Source organism: Erwinia sp. LJJL01, from assembly GCF_047300805.2.
In the GTDB taxonomy this organism is placed as follows: domain Bacteria; phylum Pseudomonadota; class Gammaproteobacteria; order Enterobacterales; family Enterobacteriaceae; genus Erwinia; species Erwinia aphidicola.
Genome location: NZ_CP178576.1, coordinates 1,423,008 through 1,441,290, shown reverse-complemented (window position 1 = coordinate 1,441,290; position 18,283 = coordinate 1,423,008). Strand labels below are relative to the sequence as shown.

The 18,283-nt window shown below is 56.5% G+C and carries 15 protein-coding genes and 1 pseudogene; 10 read left to right on the top strand and 6 right to left on the bottom strand.

The window, feature by feature from the left end; translation table 11 throughout:
- Positions 1 to 2: 2 nt before the first annotated feature.
- From ACLI4M_RS07495 to tldD, 4 genes are all read left to right on the top strand, one after another.
- Positions 3 to 596: a Maf family protein gene (locus ACLI4M_RS07495; RefSeq protein ID WP_133622584.1), complete on the top strand. Its 594-nt coding sequence runs from the start codon at positions 3 to 5 to the stop codon at positions 594 to 596.
- A complete protein-coding gene (gene rng, locus ACLI4M_RS07490; RefSeq protein WP_048914421.1) occupies positions 586 to 2,055 on the top strand; it encodes a ribonuclease G in 1,470 nt (489 codons plus the stop codon). Before ACLI4M_RS07495 ends, rng begins: the two co-directional genes overlap by 11 nt.
- 26 nt (positions 2,056 to 2,081) lie before the next feature.
- Positions 2,082 to 5,894 (top strand): AsmA2 domain-containing protein YhdP, encoded by a 3,813-nt coding sequence (gene yhdP / locus ACLI4M_RS07485; RefSeq protein WP_133622585.1) that lies wholly within the window; start codon positions 2,082 to 2,084, stop codon positions 5,892 to 5,894.
- A 115-nt stretch (positions 5,895 to 6,009) separates the two neighbouring features.
- Positions 6,010 to 7,455, top strand: coding sequence for a metalloprotease TldD (gene tldD, locus ACLI4M_RS07480; RefSeq protein WP_133622586.1), 1,446 nt, complete (start codon positions 6,010 to 6,012; stop codon positions 7,453 to 7,455).
- An 85-nt stretch (positions 7,456 to 7,540) separates the two neighbouring features.
- On the opposite strand, the pseudogene aaeR reads toward tldD, so the two are convergent.
- A pseudogene (aaeR, locus tag ACLI4M_RS07475) lies at positions 7,541 to 8,456 on the bottom strand (HTH-type transcriptional activator AaeR).
- A gap of 267 nt (positions 8,457 to 8,723) precedes the next feature.
- Here aaeR and aaeX point away from each other — a divergent pair.
- The 5 genes from aaeX to ACLI4M_RS07450 all read left to right on the top strand — a co-directional run bounded on the left by aaeX (position 8,724) and on the right by ACLI4M_RS07450 (position 13,752).
- Positions 8,724 to 8,927, top strand: coding sequence for a p-hydroxybenzoic acid efflux pump operon protein AaeX (gene aaeX / locus ACLI4M_RS07470; RefSeq protein ID WP_048914425.1), 204 nt, complete (start codon positions 8,724 to 8,726; stop codon positions 8,925 to 8,927).
- Positions 8,928 to 8,934: 7 nt separating this feature from the next.
- Entirely contained in the window at positions 8,935 to 9,867 is a 933-nt protein-coding gene (aaeA, locus tag ACLI4M_RS07465) for a p-hydroxybenzoic acid efflux pump subunit AaeA (RefSeq protein WP_048914426.1), read from the top strand.
- Between the two features lie 13 nt (positions 9,868 to 9,880).
- Positions 9,881 to 11,839, top strand: a complete 1,959-nt coding sequence (gene aaeB, locus ACLI4M_RS07460; RefSeq protein ID WP_133622587.1) for a p-hydroxybenzoic acid efflux pump subunit AaeB — start codon at positions 9,881 to 9,883, stop codon at positions 11,837 to 11,839.
- A gap of 137 nt (positions 11,840 to 11,976) precedes the next feature.
- Positions 11,977 to 13,431, top strand: coding sequence for an NAD-dependent succinate-semialdehyde dehydrogenase (locus ACLI4M_RS07455; protein ID WP_099753740.1), 1,455 nt, complete (start codon positions 11,977 to 11,979; stop codon positions 13,429 to 13,431).
- 51 nt (positions 13,432 to 13,482) lie between these two features.
- On the top strand, positions 13,483 to 13,752 hold the full coding sequence (locus ACLI4M_RS07450) for a barstar family protein (RefSeq protein WP_133622588.1): 270 nt from the start codon (positions 13,483 to 13,485) through the stop codon (positions 13,750 to 13,752).
- Between the two features lie 79 nt (positions 13,753 to 13,831).
- Here the strand turns inward: ACLI4M_RS07450 and yhcN (ACLI4M_RS07445) are convergent, their stop codons facing one another.
- The 4 genes from yhcN (ACLI4M_RS07445) to argR form a co-directional block, all read right to left on the bottom strand.
- Positions 13,832 to 14,095 (bottom strand): peroxide/acid stress response protein YhcN, encoded by a 264-nt coding sequence (yhcN, locus tag ACLI4M_RS07445; RefSeq protein WP_048914429.1) that lies wholly within the window; start codon positions 14,093 to 14,095, stop codon positions 13,832 to 13,834.
- Positions 14,096 to 14,199: 104 nt separating this feature from the next.
- Positions 14,200 to 14,469, bottom strand: coding sequence for a peroxide/acid stress response protein YhcN (gene yhcN, locus ACLI4M_RS07440; protein ID WP_048914430.1), 270 nt, complete (start codon positions 14,467 to 14,469; stop codon positions 14,200 to 14,202).
- 110 nt (positions 14,470 to 14,579) lie between these two features.
- Positions 14,580 to 14,843 carry a peroxide/acid stress response protein YhcN gene (gene yhcN, locus ACLI4M_RS07435; RefSeq protein ID WP_099753738.1) on the bottom strand — a complete coding sequence of 88 codons (264 nt, stop codon included), beginning with the start codon at positions 14,841 to 14,843 and terminating at the stop codon, positions 14,580 to 14,582.
- Between the two features lie 454 nt (positions 14,844 to 15,297).
- Positions 15,298 to 15,768, bottom strand: coding sequence for a transcriptional regulator ArgR (argR, locus tag ACLI4M_RS07430; protein ID WP_048914434.1), 471 nt, complete (start codon positions 15,766 to 15,768; stop codon positions 15,298 to 15,300).
- 368 nt (positions 15,769 to 16,136) lie between these two features.
- Here argR and mdh point away from each other — a divergent pair, with 368 nt between their 5' ends.
- Positions 16,137 to 17,072, top strand: a complete 936-nt coding sequence (gene mdh, locus ACLI4M_RS07425; protein ID WP_133622589.1) for a malate dehydrogenase — start codon at positions 16,137 to 16,139, stop codon at positions 17,070 to 17,072.
- A 131-nt stretch (positions 17,073 to 17,203) separates the two neighbouring features.
- Here the strand turns inward: mdh and degS are convergent, their stop codons facing one another.
- On the bottom strand, positions 17,204 to 18,259 hold the full coding sequence (gene degS / locus ACLI4M_RS07420) for an outer membrane-stress sensor serine endopeptidase DegS (RefSeq protein WP_133622590.1): 1,056 nt from the start codon (positions 18,257 to 18,259) through the stop codon (positions 17,204 to 17,206).
- Positions 18,260 to 18,283: the final 24 nt, after the last annotated feature.

Sequence of the window (18,283 nt, the reverse complement as noted above, 5' to 3'; positions counted from 1 at the left end):
TTATGGTATCCCTGTATCTGGCTTCTGGCTCCCCCCGTCGTCGTGAACTGCTGACTCAGCTTGGCCTGTCATTTGAACGCCTCGCCACCGAGGTGGAAGAGCAGCGGCATGACGGCGAAACGGCGCAGCAGTATGTCCGCCGACTCGCCCATGATAAAGCGCAGGCGGGTGTCGCCGTGGCGGCACAGGATCTGCCGGTGCTGGGGGCGGATACCATCGTGGTACTGAATAATGAAGTGCTGGAGAAGCCGGTCGATACGGCCGCCGCAGGCGCGATGCTGGCGAAGCTCTCCGGCCAGACGCATCAGGTTATGACCGCCGTTGCGCTGGCAGACCGTCAGCAAACGCTGGATTGCCTGGTGATCACTGACGTCACTTTCCGCGCGCTCACGGCCGAAGATATTGCCAGCTATGTTGCCAGCGGTGAACCGATGGACAAAGCCGGGGCATACGGTATTCAGGGACTGGGCGGCAACTTTGTCAGAAAAATTAATGGAAGCTATCACGCGGTCGTTGGGCTGCCACTGGTGGAAACCGCCGAGCTGTTCAGCCATTTTCAGTCGCTGCGTGAAGTGAGAGGTCAAGATGACAGCTGAACTGCTGGTAAATATTACCCCGTCAGAAACCCGCGTTGCCTATATTGATGGCGGGATCCTGCAGGAGATCCACATTGAGCGTGAAGCGCGCCGCGGTATCGTAGGTAACATCTACAAGGGCCGCGTCAGCCGGGTACTGCCGGGAATGCAGGCAGCGTTTGTCGATATCGGCCTGGAAAAAGCCGCGTTCCTGCACGCTTCCGATATTATGCCGCACACCGAATGCGTGGCGCGTGACGAAAAGAAAAACTTTATCGTGCGCGATATCTCCGAGCTGGTGCGTCAGGGCCAGGACCTGATGGTGCAGGTGGTGAAGGATCCCCTCGGCACCAAAGGCGCGCGTCTGACCACCGATATTACCCTGCCTTCGCGCTATCTGGTATTTATGCCGGGTGCATCGCACGTCGGCGTATCGCAGCGCATCGAGAGCGAAGCCGAGCGTGACCGCCTGAAGGCCGTGGTTGCAGGTTACTGCGACGAACTGGGCGGCTACATTATCCGTACCGCCGCCGAAGGCGTGGGTGAAGATGAGCTGGCCTCCGACGCAGCGTTCCTGAAGCGGCTGTGGACCAAGGTGATTGAGCGTAAGAAGCGCAACCAGACGCGCTGCCGCCTGTATGGAGAAGTTGCCCTGTCGCAGCGCATCCTGCGTGACTTCGCCGGGGCTGCGCTTGACCGCATCCGCATCGACTCACGTCTGACCTTCGAACATCTGGTGGAATTTACCGGTGAATATATCCCGGAGATGACCGCTAAGCTGGAGCTGTACACCGGCAAGCAGCCCATCTTCGATCTGTTTGATGTGGAAAACGAGATCCAGCGTTCTCTCGACCGTAAGGTTGAGCTGAAATCCGGCGGCTACCTGATCATCGACCAGACCGAAGCGATGACCACCATCGATATCAATACTGGCGCTTTTGTCGGCCATCGCAATCTCGAAGAGACCATTTTCAATACCAATATTGAAGCGACGCAGGCGATTGCCCGCCAGCTGCGCCTGCGCAATCTGGGCGGGATTATCATTATCGACTTTATCGACATGAATAATGAAGATCACCGCCGCCGCGTGCTGCACTCGCTCGACCAGGCGCTGAGTAAAGATCGGGTGAAAACCGGGGTCAATGGCTTCTCCCAGCTCGGGCTGGTGGAGATGACGCGCAAACGCACCCGTGAAAGTATTGAGCATGTATTGTGTCAGGATTGCCCGGTATGCAAAGGTCGCGGCACGCTGAAAACCGTGGAAACGGTATGTTACGAGATCATGCGTGAAATCGTCAGGGTGCATCATGCCTATGACTCCGATCGTTTCCTGGTCTATGCTTCTCCCGCGGTCGGCGAAGCGCTGAAAAGTGAGGAGTCGCACGCGCTGGCGGAAGTGGAAATATTTGTCGGCAAACAGGTTAAAGTCCAGGTTGAACCGCTCTATACCCAGGAGCAGTTTGACGTGGTGATGATGTAGATTCAGGCTGTGACAAGGAGAGGTATGTGAGGCGATTGCCGAGGATTTTGCTACTGACGGGCGCAACGTTAGTCGTGGTGACTGCGCTACTGGTCAGTGGCTTACGCCTGCTGATGCCTCACCTCAACGGCTGGCGCACGCCTGTCCTTGAACATATCTCCTCCGCCACCGGCGTGCCGGTGCAGGCCAGCTCTTTAGAAGGCAGCTGGGAAAACTACGGCCCGCGCCTTGAGATTAAAGACATTCAGGCCGGATTGCCCGACGGTGGCGAACTGAAAATTCAGCGCGTGACGCTGGCGCTCGACGTCTGGCAGTCTCTACTGCACCTGCGCTGGCAGTTTCGTGACCTGACCTTCTGGCAGTTCCATCTGGTCACCAATACCCCGCTCAGCTCCGGCGACAATGGCAAATCCAACATTCAGGTAGAGCAGCTCAACGACCTGTTCCTGCGCCAGTTTGACCATTTTGATCTGCGCGACAGCGAAATCAGCTTTGTCACGCCCTCCGGCCAGCGTGCCGAACTGGCGATCCCTCAGCTGACCTGGCTGAATGAGAAAACCCGTCACCGCGCGGAAGGACTGGTCAGCCTTTCCAGCTTTACCGGGCAGCACGGGGTGGTGCAGGTACGCCTCGATCTTAGCGACAGCAACGGCTATCTGGACACCGGCCGCGTGTGGATGCAGGCCGATGACGTCGATGTGAAGCCGTGGCTGGGCCAGTGGATGCGCGATAACACCAGCCTCGACAGCGCGCGCTTCAGCCTGGCGGCGTGGATGAGCGTGAAAAATGGCGAAGTGCACGATGGCGATGTCTGGCTGAAGAAGGGGGGCGCGAACTGGCAGGGCGATCGGCAGTCGCACCATCTCAGCGTTGATAACCTGACCGCGCATATCAGCCGTTTCAACAGCGGGTGGAACCTCTCTATCCCGCAGACGCGCTTTATTACCGACGGGCAGCCGTGGCCGCACGGTCAGCTTTCCCTGATGTGGCAGCCGGAAAACAGCCTGCTGCCCGGGCCGGATCATCAGCCGGAACTGCGCGTGCGCGCCACCGACCTCGATCTGCAGCGTCTTGATCCGCTGGTGCCGCTTTTCGCCAAACTTTCACCGCAGCTGCTGGATAACTGGCGTTCGATACAGCCGCGCGGACAGCTACAGGCGCTGGCGGTCGATGTGCCGCTGCAGCAGCCGGAGCGTACGCGTTTCCAGGCGAAATGGCAGGATCTGAGCTGGCAGCAGTGGGAGCTGTTGCCGGGCATGGAGCATTTTAGCGGCTCACTGAGCGGGAGTGTCGCCGACGGGCAGCTGGCGTTCGCCATTCAGCAGGCCTCGCTGCCTTACGGTGAGATGTTCCGGGCGCCGCTGGAGATTAACCAGGCTAGCGGAAAGATTAACTGGCAGTACGGCGAGCAGGGGCTGACGTTATCCGGTCAGCAGCTCGACGTGCAGGCGAACTCCCTGTGGGCGCACGGCGATTTCAGCTATCAGCAGCCAAAAGGGCAGCCGCCGCGCCTCAATATTCTCGCCGGTATTAACCTGAGCGATGCCAGCCAGGCCTGGCGTTACTTCCCTGAGCCGCTGATGGGCAAGAATCTGGTGCACTATCTTACCGGCGCGCTGAAAGGCGGGCAGGTCAGCAACGCTACCCTGCTGTTTGCCGGTAACCCGCAGGATTTTCCGTTCAAGCATAATGAAGGGATGTTTGAAGTGGCCGTGCCGCTGCGCAAGGCCACCTACGAATTTGAGCCCGGCTGGCCCGCGTTGGAAAACCTTGATATTGACCTCGACTTCGCCAACAACGGCCTGTGGATGAAGGCAGAGAAGATCAAGCTGGGCGAGGTGGACGGGCACAATATCTCGGCGGTGATCCCTGACTATCTGCAGGAAAAGCTGATCGTTGATGGCGATATCAAAGGCGGCGGGCCGCAGATCCGCGACTACTTCAATCAATCCCCGCTTAAGCCTTCACTCGGCGGCGCGCTGGATGAGCTGCAAATTGGCGGTAATGTGAGTGGTCACTTACATCTTGATATCCCGCTGGACGGCGAGCAGGTGCGCGCCACGGGCGATGTGAACCTCAATAATAACTCGCTGCTGGTTAAACCGATTGAAACGCGCTTTGAGCAGCTTTCCGGCCGCTTTACCTACGATAATGGTGACCTGAAAAGTGATGCAATGACGGCGCGCCTGTTTGGTCAACCGATCGGCGTCAGCTTTAATACGCAGGAAGGCGAGAAAGATTACCAGATAGGCGTCGATCTCAACGCAAACTGGCAGCCGGGCAATATTGCGCAGATCCCTGAAGCCGCGCGCAAAAAGCTGGGCGGCAGCGTGCCGTGGCGCAGCAACGTGCTGATTAGTTTACCGCACGGCGGCGGGGCTAACTACCAGGTTAATGTCGACGGCGATCTGAAAAATGTGAGTAGTCGCTTACCTTCTCCGCTCGATAAGAAGGGCGGCAGCGCCATGCCGGTGAAGGTACTGGTAAAGGGTAATCTCAACGGCTTCAATTTGAGCGGTGCGGTCGGTGAGCGCCATCGCTTTAACAGCCACTGGCTGCTGGGCAAACAGCTGCGCGTTGAGCGCGGCATCTGGGAGAATGACACCCAGCGCACCCCTGCGCTGCCGGATACGCGCGGCATGGTGCTGAACCTGCCGCCGCTGGACGGTGAGGCCTGGATTGGGCTGCTCGGTGCTGGTGCTGGTGTTGGTAGCGGTGCGGGCGGTCAGGCAGGCAGCGCGTATCTGCCGGGCGATATTAAACTGCACACCCCGACACTGACGCTGGCGGGCCAGCAGTGGCAGGATCTGACGGCGACTCTCAGCCAGGCAATGGGGGGCGAGATGACGGTACAGGCACAGGGCAAAGAGATTAACGGATCGCTGGCGATTGCCAAAAATGGCCCGTGGCTGGCTAACCTGAAATACCTTTATTACAACCCGCAGTGGGACAGTAAAGGTAGCGGCTCGGTACCGCTGCCGCAGGATGCCTCGTCGATCAACTTCAGCCGCTGGCCGGCACTGCGCCTGAATTGCGATGAGTGCTGGCTACGCGGGCAGAAATTTGGCGTGATGAAAGCCGAGCTGACGCCGTCCGGCGATACCCTGACGTTAGCCAACGGCCTGATAGACAGCGGCAATACCCACCTGACGGTCAATGGTGAGTGGGTCAACAAGCCCGGCGAGCAGCGCACCTCACTGAAAGGCGTGCTGAGCGGTAAAAAAATCGATGAGGCCACCAACTGGTTTGGCGTTACGTCGCCACTGCGCGATGCACCGTTCAGGCTCGAGTATGACCTGCACTGGCGCTCTGCCCCGTGGCAGCCTTCGGAAGAGACGCTGAGCGGCGTACTAAAATCCCACCTCGGCGCCGGACAGATTGCCGACGTCTCCACCGGGCGCGCCGGGCAGCTGCTGCGGCTGGTGAGCTTTGATTCGCTGGTACGCAAGCTGCGCCTCGACTTTAGCGATACCTTCAGCCAGGGCTTCTGGTTTGACTCGATCAACGGCACGGCCTGGATCGAAAATGGCATGATGCGTACGGATAATCTCCTGGTGGACGGGCTGGAAGCGGACATCGCGATGAAAGGCAATGTGGACCTGGTTAAACGCCGCATCGATATGGAAGCCACCGTCGCGCCGGAAATCTCCGCCACTGTTGGCGTGGCGACGGCCTTTGCGGTCAATCCGGTCGTCGGTGCCGCCGTGTTTGCTGCCAGTAAGGTGCTCGGCCCACTGTGGAATAAAATTTCGGTGCTGCGCTACCACATCAGTGGGCCAATCGATAAGCCGCAGATTGACGAAGTGCTGCGCAAGCCGCGTGAAAACAGCGGGAAGTGAATTTGACGTAGACCCGCTAATGCCTCAGGCTGTTAGCATAACGTAAATTAAACATCACCCGGCTAAAGCGATGCTGGTCAGCCCTTTATGACCCATCCATACAAAGCGAGAATTCATGACTCTGAATCTGGTAAGTGAGCAGTTACTAACTGCTAACAACATTAGTCAAAGCGACCTCTTTTCCATTCTCGGCCAGCTGTCCGAGCGCAAGCTGGATTACGCTGACCTCTATTTTCAGTCCAGCTACCATGAATCCTGGGTGCTGGAAGACCGCATTATTAAAGACGGCTCCTACAATATCGATCAGGGCGTGGGCGTGCGCGCCATCAGCGGTGAGAAAACCGGTTTCGCCTATGCCGATCAGCTGACGCTGAATGCCCTGCATCAGAGCGCCACGGCGGCACGCAGTATCGTGCGCGAGCAGGGTAATGGCCAGTCACGCACCCTCGGGGCGGTGGCAAACCGCCCGCTCTACCCGGCGCTTGACCCGCTGCAAAGCCTGACGCGTGAAGAGAAAATTGAGCTGCTGCACCGCGTCGATAATGCGGCGCGTGCTGCCAATAAGCGCGTGCAGGAAGTCTCCGCCAGCCTTACCGGCGTCTATGAACTGGTGCTGGTGGCGGCAACCGACGGTACGCTGGCAGCGGATGTGCGCCCGCTAGTGCGCCTGTCGGTCAGCGTGCAGGTTGACGATAACGGCAAACGCGAGCGCGGCTCCAGCGGCGGCGGCGGCCGTTTCGGCTATGAGTTTTTCCTCGCCGATGAAAACGGTGAGATGCGTGCCGAAGCCTGGGCGCGCGAAGCGGTGCGTATGGCGCTGGTTAATCTGAATGCGGTAGCGGCCCCGGCGGGGATGTTCCCCGTGGTGCTCGGTGCGGGCTGGCCGGGCGTGCTGCTGCACGAAGCGGTCGGTCACGGGTTGGAAGGCGACTTTAACCGTCGCGGTACCTCGGTGTTCAGTGGTCAGATGGGCCAGCTGGTCGCCTCCGAGCTGTGTACCGTCGTGGATGATGGCACCATCGATGGCCTGCGTGGCTCGCTGGCGATTGATGATGAAGGCGTGCCGGGGCAGTACAACGTCCTGATTGAGAACGGTATTCTGAAAGGCTACATGCAGGACAAACTGAATGCGCGCCTGATGGGGGTGCCGCCAACCGGTAACGGTCGCCGCGAGTCTTACGCACACCTGCCGATGCCGCGTATGACCAACACCTATATGCTGGCGGGTAAATCAACGCCGCAGGATATCATTGAAAGCGTAGAGTACGGCCTGTACGCGCCGAATTTCGGCGGCGGCCAGGTCGATATCACCTCCGGCAAATTCGTTTTCTCCACTTCAGAAGCCTATCTGATTGAGAACGGTAAAGTGACCACGCCGGTTAAAGGTGCCACGCTGATTGGTTCCGGCATCGAAGCGATGCAGCAGATTTCGATGGTCGGCAACGATCTGGCGCTGGATAAAGGCGTCGGCGTCTGTGGGAAAGAGGGGCAGAGCCTGCCGGTTGGCGTGGGTCAGCCTACGCTGAAGCTGGATAAACTTACCGTCGGCGGCACCGCATGATATCGGGCGGACCGGAAAAAAGGTCCGCCCCCTATCACTGAGTCCTGCGGAGGGGGCGACCCTTTTTTCCGGTCGCCCCTGCGGACTATTTGCGAAACTCGCGGTAAATCTCCGCCACCTTGTCAAAATATTCGGTCAGATGGTTAATACACACCTGTACCTTTAGCGGGAGTTTGTCCTTCTGCGTGTACACGGCATACACCGGGCGCGGCACCGACTGGTAGTGCGCGAACAGAATTTCCACCTCCCCGGCATTAATCTCTTCGATAATCCACATCAGCGGCACATAGGCGATCCCGGTTCCGGATTTAAGCCAGCGGATCAGCGTTTGCGAATCATTAGTGGCAAAGCGCCCCTGCGGCGACAGGCGAATAGCGGTACCTTCCGGTGAGGTCAGCTCAAAATCGTTGTCCGGGCGCACGCTGTATTCCAGCCACGAAAAGTTGCTGATATCGGCAGGATTTTCCGGAACGCCATGCTGTAACAAGTAGCTTTTGGCCGCGCAGACCACCATCGGCATCGAGCCAAGGCGCTTCGAAAACAGGTTGGAGTCCCGCAGTGCGCCAACGCGGATCACCAGGTCCAGCCCGTCGGCAATCAGGTCCGGTGCCGGGATACCGGTTACCAGATTCACCGTCAGCCCCGGATACTCTTTCAGCATCTCTTCCGTCATGGGTGCCAGCAGGTTCTGCGCCATGGTGGAGGAGCTGCCGATACGCAGCAGGCCAATCGGGGTGTTATTAAATGCCCACAGCTGTTCATGCACCTGCTGAGCTTCGGAAAGCATGCGGCGACAGCCCTGGAAGTAGATTTTACCTGCCTCGGTCAAGCCGATGCTGCGGGTGCTGCGGTTGAGTAGTTTGACCTGCAGCTCATCTTCCAGCCGGGCAACCGTTCTGACTCACTGCGGATACGCTTAACTGCAGATGCTGCGCCGCGGCGGTAAATGAGCCCATTTCAACGACTTTGGCAAAGACGGACATGCCCTTGAGTCTTTCCATTGTTAACCCTGGATTAAAAGTGATTTAGATCACATTTGGTAGATTACTTATAGTCAGGCACGTTACTATAGCATTGTTGGGTTACTGCTCCGTAACGCTATCCCTTTAAATGCTCCTTGCCGGATACGCTATTATTCATTCAGTATCGGTTCTGATTCGCACCCTTCGTCAGGTCATCATTACCCGCACGCGTAGCCGCCCTGAAACCGGGAGGGGATAACGTTATGCCAGCAGATTTATCCGGCATAGTATCAACAAGGATAAAAGATGAGTGTACTTCCGGTTATTGTGGTGTTCGGGCTGTCGTTCCCACCGATATTTTTTGAAATTATTGTGTCACTGATGCTGTTCTGGCTGGTACGACGGTTGCTGACTCCGACCGGAATTTACGATCTGGTCTGGCACCCTGCACTGTTTAATACTGCGTTGTACTGCTGCCTGTTCTGGCTGGTATCCCGTTTGTTCGTCTGAGGTCTGAGTGAAAGCACTTACAAGAAAAATTTCTCGCGTCGCCATTACCCTGCTGCTGGTGATCGTTGCCGTTGTCCTTATTTTCCGCGTATGGGTGTTCTATACCGAATCGCCGTGGACGCGTGATGCCAAATTTACCGCCGACGTGGTGGCAATCGCCCCTGACGTCAGCGGTTTGATCACCGATGTGCGCGTGCATGATAACCAGCTGGTCGCTAAAGACCAGGTCCTGTTCACCATCGATCAGCCGCGCTACCAGCAAGCGCTGGATGAAGCGCAGGCTGATGTCGCCTACTATCAGGCGGTGCTGAGTGAAAAACGTCGCGAGGCGGCGCGCCGCAACCAGCTCGGGGTTTCCGCCATGTCGCGTGAGGCTATCGACCAGGCAAACAACGACTTCCAGACCACTGAACATCAGCTGGCGAAAGCCGTCGCCGTGCGCGACCTGGCGAAGATCGACCTCGATCGCACCGTGGTGAAAGCCCCATCCGCAGGTTGGATCACTAACCTGAATGTCTATACCGGTGAGTTTATTACCCGTGGTTCTACCTCGGTAGCACTGGTGAAAAAAGACTCCTTCTACGTGCTGGCCTACCTTGAAGAGACCAAGCTGGATGGGATCCGCCCGGGTTTCCGTGTGGAAATTACGCCGCTGGGCAGCAATGCGGTGCTGTATGGCTCTGTGGATAGCGTTGCCGCGGGCGTTACCAACAGCAGCAGCACGGTCGACAGCAAGGGCATGGCCACCGTCGACTCCGACCTGGAATGGGTGCGGCTGGCGCAGCGTGTCCCGGTGCGTATTCACCTTGATAAGCAGCCGGGCAACCTCTATCCGTCCGGGACCACCGCGACCATCGTGGTGACCGGGGCGCAAGATCGTCAGCAGCATGAGATGTCGCCAATGATGAAACTGATGCATCGCCTGCGCGAGTTTGGCTAAGGCGAGGCCTATCATGCAGTGGTATCGTCTGCGCTATCCGATCAAACTGACCTTTGCCATCCTTCTGGCGCTGTGTGTCGGCTTTGAATTTAATCTCGAAACGCCGCGCTGGTCGGTGATGACTGCGGCAATTGTCGCGGGCGGCACCGGGTTTGCTGCCGGGGGCGATCCGTTCTCCGGCGCGCTGCGTCATCGCGGCATGCTGCGTATTATCGGCACCTTTATCGGCTGTATCGCCGCGCTGGCCATCATGATCACCACCATTCGTGCGCCGGTCGTCATGCTGCTGCTGTGCTGCATCTGGGCTGGCGTCTGCGTCTGGCTCTCCTCGCTGATCAAGGTCGAGAACTCCTACGCGCTGGGACTGGCGGGCTATACCGCGCTGATTATTGTGGTCAGCGTTGACGCTAACGGCTCCCTGCTGCTGGCTCCGCAGTTTGCGGTTGAGCGCTGTAGCGAAATCGTAATCGGTATTGTCTGTGCCATCCTCGCCGACTTGCTGTTCTCCCCACGCTCCATCAAGCTGGATATCGACCGTGAAATCGATGCGCTGCTGGTGGAGCACTATCGTCTGATGCAGCTGTGCGTTTCGCATGGCGATAAAGAAGAGGTCGATAAGTGCTGGGCCGGGCTGGTGCGCCGTACCACCGCGCTGAACGGCATGAGAACGCATCTGATGATGGAGTCCGGGCGCTGGCAGAAGGTCGATCGCCGTCTCAAGGTGCTCCACTCCCTCTCACTGACGCTGATCACCCAGGCTTGTGAAACCTTCCTGATCCAGAACACGCGTCAGGAGTATGTCCCGCCGCAGTTCCACCTTTTCTTTGAAAAACCGGTGGAAAATATCAGCGATATCCACAAGCGCATGAAGATTATGCGCCGGGTCATCACCCTTAGCGGCAGTAAAAATACCCCGGAAACCATCCGTAACTGGGTTGGCGCTGCCAGCCGCTATCTGCTGTTAATGAAGGGCATTCACACCAACAGCAGCATCAGCCGGATGGAAGAAGAGGTATTAAATACCGAACCGGTGGTAAAAATGCGTTCGGCAGAAACCCGTCACGCGCTGGTTAACGGCGTGCGCACCTTTGTTGCCACCGCCGTCGGTTCGCTGTTCTGGCTGTGGACCGGCTGGACTTCCGGCAGCGGTGCGATGGTGATGCTGGCGGTGATTACCGCGCTGGCAATGCGCATGCCAAACCCGCTGATGGTGGCGAAAGACTTCCTGTACGGCATGATCGTCGCCATTCCGGTTGGCGGGCTGTACTACATGGTGATCATGCCGAACACCCAGCAGAGCATGCTGCTGCTCTGTATTGCGCTGGGGATCATGGCCTTTATCTGCGGCATTCTGATCCAGCGCCGCCAGATCGGTACGCTCGGCGGGCTGGTGGGCACCATCAACATCCTGACGCTGGATAACCCGATGAAGTTCAACATCAGCGTGTTTCTCGACGGGGCGCTGGGCCAGGCGATCGGCTGCTTTGTTGCACTGCTGGTGATCCTGCTGATCCGCGATACGTCGAAAGCCCGGGTTGGCCGCACGCTGCTTAATCGCTTTATGTATGCGGCGGTTTCGGCGATGACGACCAATACGGCGCGCCGCCGCGAGAACCATCTGCCCGCGCTGTACCAGCAGCTATTTATGCTGCTGAATATCTTCCCCGGCGATGTGAACAAGTTCCGTCTGGCGCTGACGCTGATTATCGGCCATCAGCGGCTGCGCGCCGCTGACGTTCCCGTCAATGCCGATCTGTCGGCTTACCACAAGCAGCTGCGCCACACCGCCGACCGGGTGATCTCCGCCAGCAGTGATGGCAAGCGGCGCCACTACTTTGAGCGCCTGCTGGCGGAGTTCGACATTTATCAGCAAAAGCTGGAGCAGTATCAGGCGCCACAAAGCGTGACCGAGCCCGTTGCGCTGCTGGCTGGCATTCTGAAGAAATATCAGAATACCCTGATCGAGATTTGATCTTGCCGCTGACGGCGCCTGCCGTCAGCATTTTTCCCGGCCATAATCCCCCCGATGATGCCCTTTTGTCACAAAACCTCGCGGTTTTGCCATCTATACTTAATCCAGCTGAAGGGTAAACACATCTGGAGAAAATCATGACGATCTCAACGCTTAAGGACAACGACCTGTTTCAGACCGGTTTCCTGGTAAACGGAAAGTGGCAGCAGGCGGCCAGCACTTTTGAGGTGCTCAACCCGGCGACGGGGGAAGTGGTTGCTGCGGTGGCTAAAGCGGGTAAGGCGGAAACGGAACAGGCGATTGCCGCCGCCGCCGCGGCATTCCCGGCGTGGCGGGCAAAAACGGCCAAAGAGCGGGCCGAGATTCTGCATCGCTGGTATCAGCTGATGATTGAAAACAAAGCCTGGCTCGGCCAACTGATGACCGCCGAACAGGGCAAGCCGTTAAAAGAAGCCGAGGGTGAAGTGGAGTACGCCGCCAGCTTTATTCAGTGGTTTGCCGAGCAGGCCAAGCGCGCCAACGGTGAGATTATCCCACCGGCCAAGCCCGGCAGCCGTATTCTGGCCACGCGCGAGCCGATAGGTGTGGTGGCGGCAATTACCCCGTGGAACTTCCCGATGGCGATGCTGACGCGCAAGCTGGGTCCGGCGTTAGCGGCGGGCTGCACCGGCATCATCAAACCGGCGAATAACACCCCGCTTTCAGCCTTTGCCCTGCTGGCGCTGGCGAAAAAAGCGGGCGTACCGGACGGCGTTCTCAATGCGGTCGCGGGCGATACTCACGCCATCAGCGACGCGATTATGGCCAGTAAAGCGGTGCGCAAAATCTCCTTTACCGGTTCCACCCAGGTCGGCAAGCTGCTGATGCGCAATGCGTCAGAGACGATGAAAAAAGTCTCGATGGAGCTGGGGGGCAACGCGCCCTATATCGTGTTTGAGGATGCCGATATAGATGCGGCGGTAAAAGGGGCCATCGCCAACAAATTCCGCAACGCCGGGCAGGTCTGCGTCAGTGTGAATCGCTTCTATATTCATAACAGCGTCTACGACCGCTTCGTTAACCAGCTGGCAGACGAAGTGAAAAAGCTAAAAGTCGGCAATGGCATGGATGAGGGCGTCGTGGTTGGCCCGCTGATTGAGGCTTCGGCGCTGGAAAAAGTCGAGGAGCACGTCAATGATGCGCTTAGTCATGGCGGCAAGGTCATTACCGGGGGAGCGCGTCACGCGCTGGGCGGCAACTTCTGGCAGCCTACGGTGATTGCCGAAGCGAATGAAAGCATGAAGCTGTCACGGGAAGAGACCTTTGGTCCAGTGGCGGCGTGCTTCCGCTTTGATGAGGAAGAGGAGGTGATCCGCCGTGCCAACGACACCGAATTTGGCCTGGCAGCTTACTTCTATACGCAAAACCTGCAGCGCGTATTTCGCGTCTCAGCCGCGCTGGAAAGCGGCATGGTGGGAATTAACGAGTGTGCGGTGTCCACCGAGCTTGCGCCGTTTGGTGGCGTAAAAGAGTCGGGATTAGGGCGTGAAGGCTCGGTGCTGGGGCTGGAAGAGTATATGGAAGTGAAAGCCCTGCATATTGGCGGACTTTAACCCAACGGGCGGCAGTCGCCGCCCAGCTGTGTGTCCTGCGGAGCAGACCGAATGAAAAGAGAGATTTTCGACTTTGATGTGATTGTCGATCAGGCACATTTCTTCCGGCAGTTCAGCGAACGATTTGCCCTGACGGATCGTACCATCGCCGATCTGGACAGTCTGTGGGATGCTATCACCGGGCCGCAAATGCCATTACCGTTGGAGATTGAGTTCGTCAATTTGGGCAGCGGCCAGAGGCGACGCTACGGCGCGCTGATTCTGCTATTTGATGAAGCGGAAGAGGAGCTTGATGGCGAGTTTCGCTTTAACGTTAAATAGTCAGGCAAAAAAAGGGCCCCGGCGAACGGGGCCAAAGGGTTCGTCTTGCCGGGCAACGGGTGTGCCCATCGACGAGGAATTACTTATACAGCTCGGCGGTGACATGCCAGTTATCCTGATTGCGCGCTTCAACAATTCGGTAAGCACTGGCACCTTCACTATCCGCTTTCTGTGACACCTGCTGACGGATATCCGACGGCACGCCTGCCACACCGCTTAATGTAATCGTCCCCGCAGATTGCAGATTCTCTGCCTGTTGGTTATTGACCAGCTGTGCGGCGCTGGCGCCGAAACTGACCAGTGAAAACAGGCTCAATGCAGCGATGGTTGTTTTGATTTTCATATTTAATCTCCTCATTGTGACCAACAACCTGCGGGCTTCGACTTTATGACCGCGGTCATGTCACGGACGGGCGCTGACAGCGCCCGATGTCTGTTCGTTAACGGTTATTTATACAGTTCAGCCGTTACGTGGTAGTTGCCGTCGTTACGCGCTTCAATCACACGGTAGGCGCTGGCACCCTGCTGATCCGCTTTCTCAGACAGCTGATGACGAATATCCATGGTAGTGCCGTTAATGCCGCTCACGCTGACGGTACCGACTGACTGCAGGTTCTGATTATTAACCTGATCGTTAGTCACCAGGCTGGCAGCGCTGGCACCAAATGAAAGAACGGAAGCAAGACCTAAAGCAGCGATGGTGAAGGTAGTTTTCATGATATGACTCCAGAAATTGGGTTGGGCGGTAACCGAAAGGGCTAAAAAACGTTTATTATTCTTGGGGTTACCGTAATTTTTTTTGTTTTTACTCTCAGACAGATACGAACTTATTTGTACAGCTCGGCAGTAGCATGCCAGTTGCCATTCACATTATTTTCGATAACGCGATAAGCGGTGGCACCTTTCTGGTCGGCTTTATCGTTCAGCGCCTGGTGGATATCCATCGGTGAACCCGCAATGCCGCTTACGCTGACAGTGCCGATTGGCTGAAGATTTTTAGCCTGTTCTGCGTTGATAGATTCAGCGGCGAAAGCGCCGAATGACAGAGCAGAAAGAAGGCCAAAGGTAGCAATAGTAGTGGTAACTTTCATGATTTGATTCCTCGTCAACTGTTTTTATCTTTTTAATTACTGTGATTTGCATCACGAAAACAAGTATAGATCTAATAACGTAAAAAATTAATAGCATGCTAATAATGTTTTGTTGGGATTCTTGTGATGTGAAGGGGTTTTTAATAACCAACCGTTATAAAAAACGCTTATATTTTACCCTCACCCCGTTAAATGCTTGGAAAAACATCAGGCTGCGTGAAATTAACAATTTGTGCGCTTATTAGGGATAGATCACATTGCTGGAAGAAATTTAAGCGGGTGATGGCGGGCGTATTGACCAGCAAAGGCAGTGAGATCTGCTGCTGAGTACTGAATTATCAGGGGAATAGCAAAGGGCCGTATGATGACGGCCCTGAGGATTTCGTCGCATAGAACAAAGTTGTACGGAGGAGACCTACGCCACGATATGCATAAGTCTTATAAGCGGCATGCTTTACAGTTCCTGTTCGAACAGGACCAGAATGGCATCGTGCAGCTGCTTAACGGTGAACGCACGGGCTGGCGTAATAAAGATAGTGTCATCACCGGCAATGGTTCCGAGGATGCCTTCGGCTTTCCCCAGTGAATCCAGCAGGCGTGCGATCAGCTGCGCGGCACCTGGGCTGGTGTGAATAACCACCAGTGCATCATTGAAGTCGATATCCAGCACCAGATTCTTAAGCGGGCTGGTGGTGGTCGGCACGCCCAGCTCAGCAGGCAGGCAGTAGACCATCTCCATTTTCGCGTTACGCGTGCGCACCGCGCCGAACTTGGTCAGCATGCGTGAGACTTTCGACTGGTTGATATTTTCGAAGCCATCTTCCTGCAGCGCGCTGACGATTTCGCCCTGCGAGCTGAATTTTTCTTCTTTTAGTAAGGCCTTGAACGCCTTAATTAACTCTTCTTGTTTTGATGGGTTACGCATAGGTTACCGATTCGAGGAAAATAGAAGCCATGCCCGTGGCGGGATATTAAATTATTATGCAATTAAATGAATTTTTATGCAAATGGGAAATGGTGCAGCCGCCGGCTAAAGCCGCCAGGGGCGTGCAGTTTAACAGAGTTTGAATGGGAAAAAAAATTTGCTGACGGCTTGCTGAAGCGGGCAAGAAGTGAACGATTTGTTATAATAATGAGGTTGTTCCAGTTAGCGCTAACGGTGTAATGTAACGCCGAATCACGATGATATCCTGTCGTGCTGAACCGCCAGCTAAACTCGCGTTTCAGCAAATCCGGATAGAGCAACATGGATTTCACGGCACAATAAATGCTTAATATAATAAGGAGTTTAGGATGAAAGTTGCAGTTCTCGGTGCAGCAGGTGGTATCGGCCAGGCATTAGCCCTCCTGCTGAAAACCCAGCTTCCGGCAGGTTCAGAACTCTCTCTGTACGATATCGCCCCAGTGACTCCCGGCGTGGCGGTCGACCTAAGCCATATCCCTACCGCAGTGAAAATCGAAGGCTTCAGCGGCGAAGATGCCACCCCGGCGCTGAAAGGTGCTGACGTGGTACTGATCTCCGCAGGCGTGGCGCGTAAGCCGGGTATGGACCGTTCTGACCTGTTCAACGTCAACGCCGGTATTGTGCGTAACCTGATTGAGCAAGTCGCCTCAACCAGTCCTGGCGCCCTGATCGGTATCATTACTAACCCGGTTAACACTACCGTCGCGATTGCAGCGGAAGTGCTGAAGAAAGCCGGTGTTTATGACAAAAACAAACTGTTCGGCGTCACCACGCTGGACATCATCCGTTCCAACACCTTTGTTGCTGCGCTGAAAGGCAAGCAGCCAGAAGAACTCAACGTGCCGGTGGTTGGCGGTCACTCAGGCGTGACGATCCTGCCGCTGCTGTCGCAGATCCCAGGCGTCAGCTTCAGCGAGCAGGAAGCTGCTGACCTCACTAAACGCATTCAGAATGCCGGTACCGAAGTGGTTGAAGCGAAAGCGGGTGGCGGATCGGCCACGCTGTCGATGGGGCAGGCCGCGGCGAAATTTGGTCTGTCACTGGTACGTGCGCTGCAGGGCGAAAGCGATGTGGTGGAATGTGCTTATGTCGAAGGGGACGGCGAATACGCGCGTTTCTTCTCGCAGCCGCTGCTGCTGGGTAAAAAGGGGATTGTTGAGCGCCGTCCGATTGGCCAGCTGAGCGCCTTTGAACAGCAGTCGCTGAATGGCATGCTGGATACGCTGAAAAAAGATATTGTGCTGGGTGAAGATTTTATCAAGTGATTAAGTCTTCCCCAAAATAATTGGCGTCGCAACAAGGCGGCAAATGTACGAATCCCCGGGAGCTTACTTTTGTAAGTGACCGGGGTGAATACATGCAGCCAACGCAGTTGCGGCGTCAAGTATGAAGGGGATTATTGCGTCTGGATCTCGTCCGGGTACTCCAGCACCGTGACCGGCATCGTCATCTTCTTCTCGTTGCGCGTGATATCGACGTTAATCACCGTGCCCGGGCGGATCTCAGCCACCTGGTCCATGGTTTCTACCGGTGATACCGCCGCCGCATTATTCACGCGGGTAATCACATCATTGACCTGAATACCGGCTTTATCTGCCGGGCCGCCGGCCTTCACCTCAGTCACCACGATGCCCTGATTATGATCCATACCTGATGTCTGACCGCTGTAGCGGCGGAATTCGCGCCCGGTAATGCCGATATAGCCGCGTATTACCCGCCCGTCGCGGATCAGTTTCTCCATCACCTTCGTCGCCAGCTTGGTAGGAATTGCAAAGCCCAGACCTTCCGGCGTTTCGCCGTTGCTGCTTTTATCAAAGGAGAGGGTGTTAATGCCCATCAATTCGCCCAGCGAGTTAATCAGCGCGCCGCCTGAGTTGCCGCGGTTAATAGACGCATCGGTCTGCAGGAAATCCTGATGGCGGGAAGGGCTGAGGCCAACCCGTCCGGTGGCGCCAATGATACCCTGCGTCACCGTTTGCCCGATGTTATACGGATTACCGATCGCCATCACCAGGTCGCCAACGTGCGCGACGCGCTGCGGATTGATCGGGATCACCGGTAAATTCACCGCATTGATTTTCAGCACCGCCAGGTCGGTCAGTGAGTCAGAACCGACCAGCATCGCTTCAAAGTAGCGGCCATCCTGCAGATTGACGATGATCTGGCTGGCGTCGTTGATTACATGCTTGTTGGTCAGAATATAGCCGCGCGGATCCATGATCACCCCAGAGCCGAGCACATCGCTGGTGCCGTTGGCGCTGCGGTTGTAAACATACACTACCGCAGGCGCGGCGCGTTTTACCCCCGCGTTGTAGCTGACCGGCTGAAGATCGGCGCTGTCGTCGGCAGTAGACAGCAGATCGCTGCCCAGCCGCAGGCCCGGCACGGCTACCAGAAGGATAGCGGCCACAATCAGGCCGAAGATCGCTGAACGCAAAAGTTTAGGAAACATGGTTTTAGGCAGTGTATGAATAAA

What these genes read in the sequence shown, in the direction of transcription:
- ACLI4M_RS07495 (WP_133622584.1), top strand. Translation starts at nt 3, where the DNA reads ATGGTATCCCTGTATCTGGCTTCTGGCTCCCCCCGTCGTCGTGAACTG.
- rng (WP_048914421.1), top strand. Translation starts at nt 586, where the DNA reads ATGACAGCTGAACTGCTGGTAAATATTACCCCGTCAGAAACCCGCGTT.
- tldD (WP_133622586.1), top strand. Translation starts at nt 6,010, where the DNA reads ATGACTCTGAATCTGGTAAGTGAGCAGTTACTAACTGCTAACAACATT.
- aaeX (WP_048914425.1), top strand. Translation starts at nt 8,724, where the DNA reads ATGAGTGTACTTCCGGTTATTGTGGTGTTCGGGCTGTCGTTCCCACCG.
- aaeB (WP_133622587.1), top strand. Translation starts at nt 9,881, where the DNA reads ATGCAGTGGTATCGTCTGCGCTATCCGATCAAACTGACCTTTGCCATC.
- ACLI4M_RS07455 (WP_099753740.1), top strand. Translation starts at nt 11,977, where the DNA reads ATGACGATCTCAACGCTTAAGGACAACGACCTGTTTCAGACCGGTTTC.
- ACLI4M_RS07450 (WP_133622588.1), top strand. Translation starts at nt 13,483, where the DNA reads ATGAAAAGAGAGATTTTCGACTTTGATGTGATTGTCGATCAGGCACAT.
- yhcN (WP_048914429.1), bottom strand. Translation starts at nt 14,095, where the DNA reads ATGAAAATCAAAACAACCATCGCTGCATTGAGCCTGTTTTCACTGGTC.
- yhcN (WP_048914430.1), bottom strand. Translation starts at nt 14,469, where the DNA reads ATGAAAACTACCTTCACCATCGCTGCTTTAGGTCTTGCTTCCGTTCTT.
- yhcN (WP_099753738.1), bottom strand. Translation starts at nt 14,843, where the DNA reads ATGAAAGTTACCACTACTATTGCTACCTTTGGCCTTCTTTCTGCTCTG.
- argR (WP_048914434.1), bottom strand. Translation starts at nt 15,768, where the DNA reads ATGCGTAACCCATCAAAACAAGAAGAGTTAATTAAGGCGTTCAAGGCC.
- mdh (WP_133622589.1), top strand. Translation starts at nt 16,137, where the DNA reads ATGAAAGTTGCAGTTCTCGGTGCAGCAGGTGGTATCGGCCAGGCATTA.
- degS (WP_133622590.1), bottom strand. Translation starts at nt 18,259, where the DNA reads ATGTTTCCTAAACTTTTGCGTTCAGCGATCTTCGGCCTGATTGTGGCC.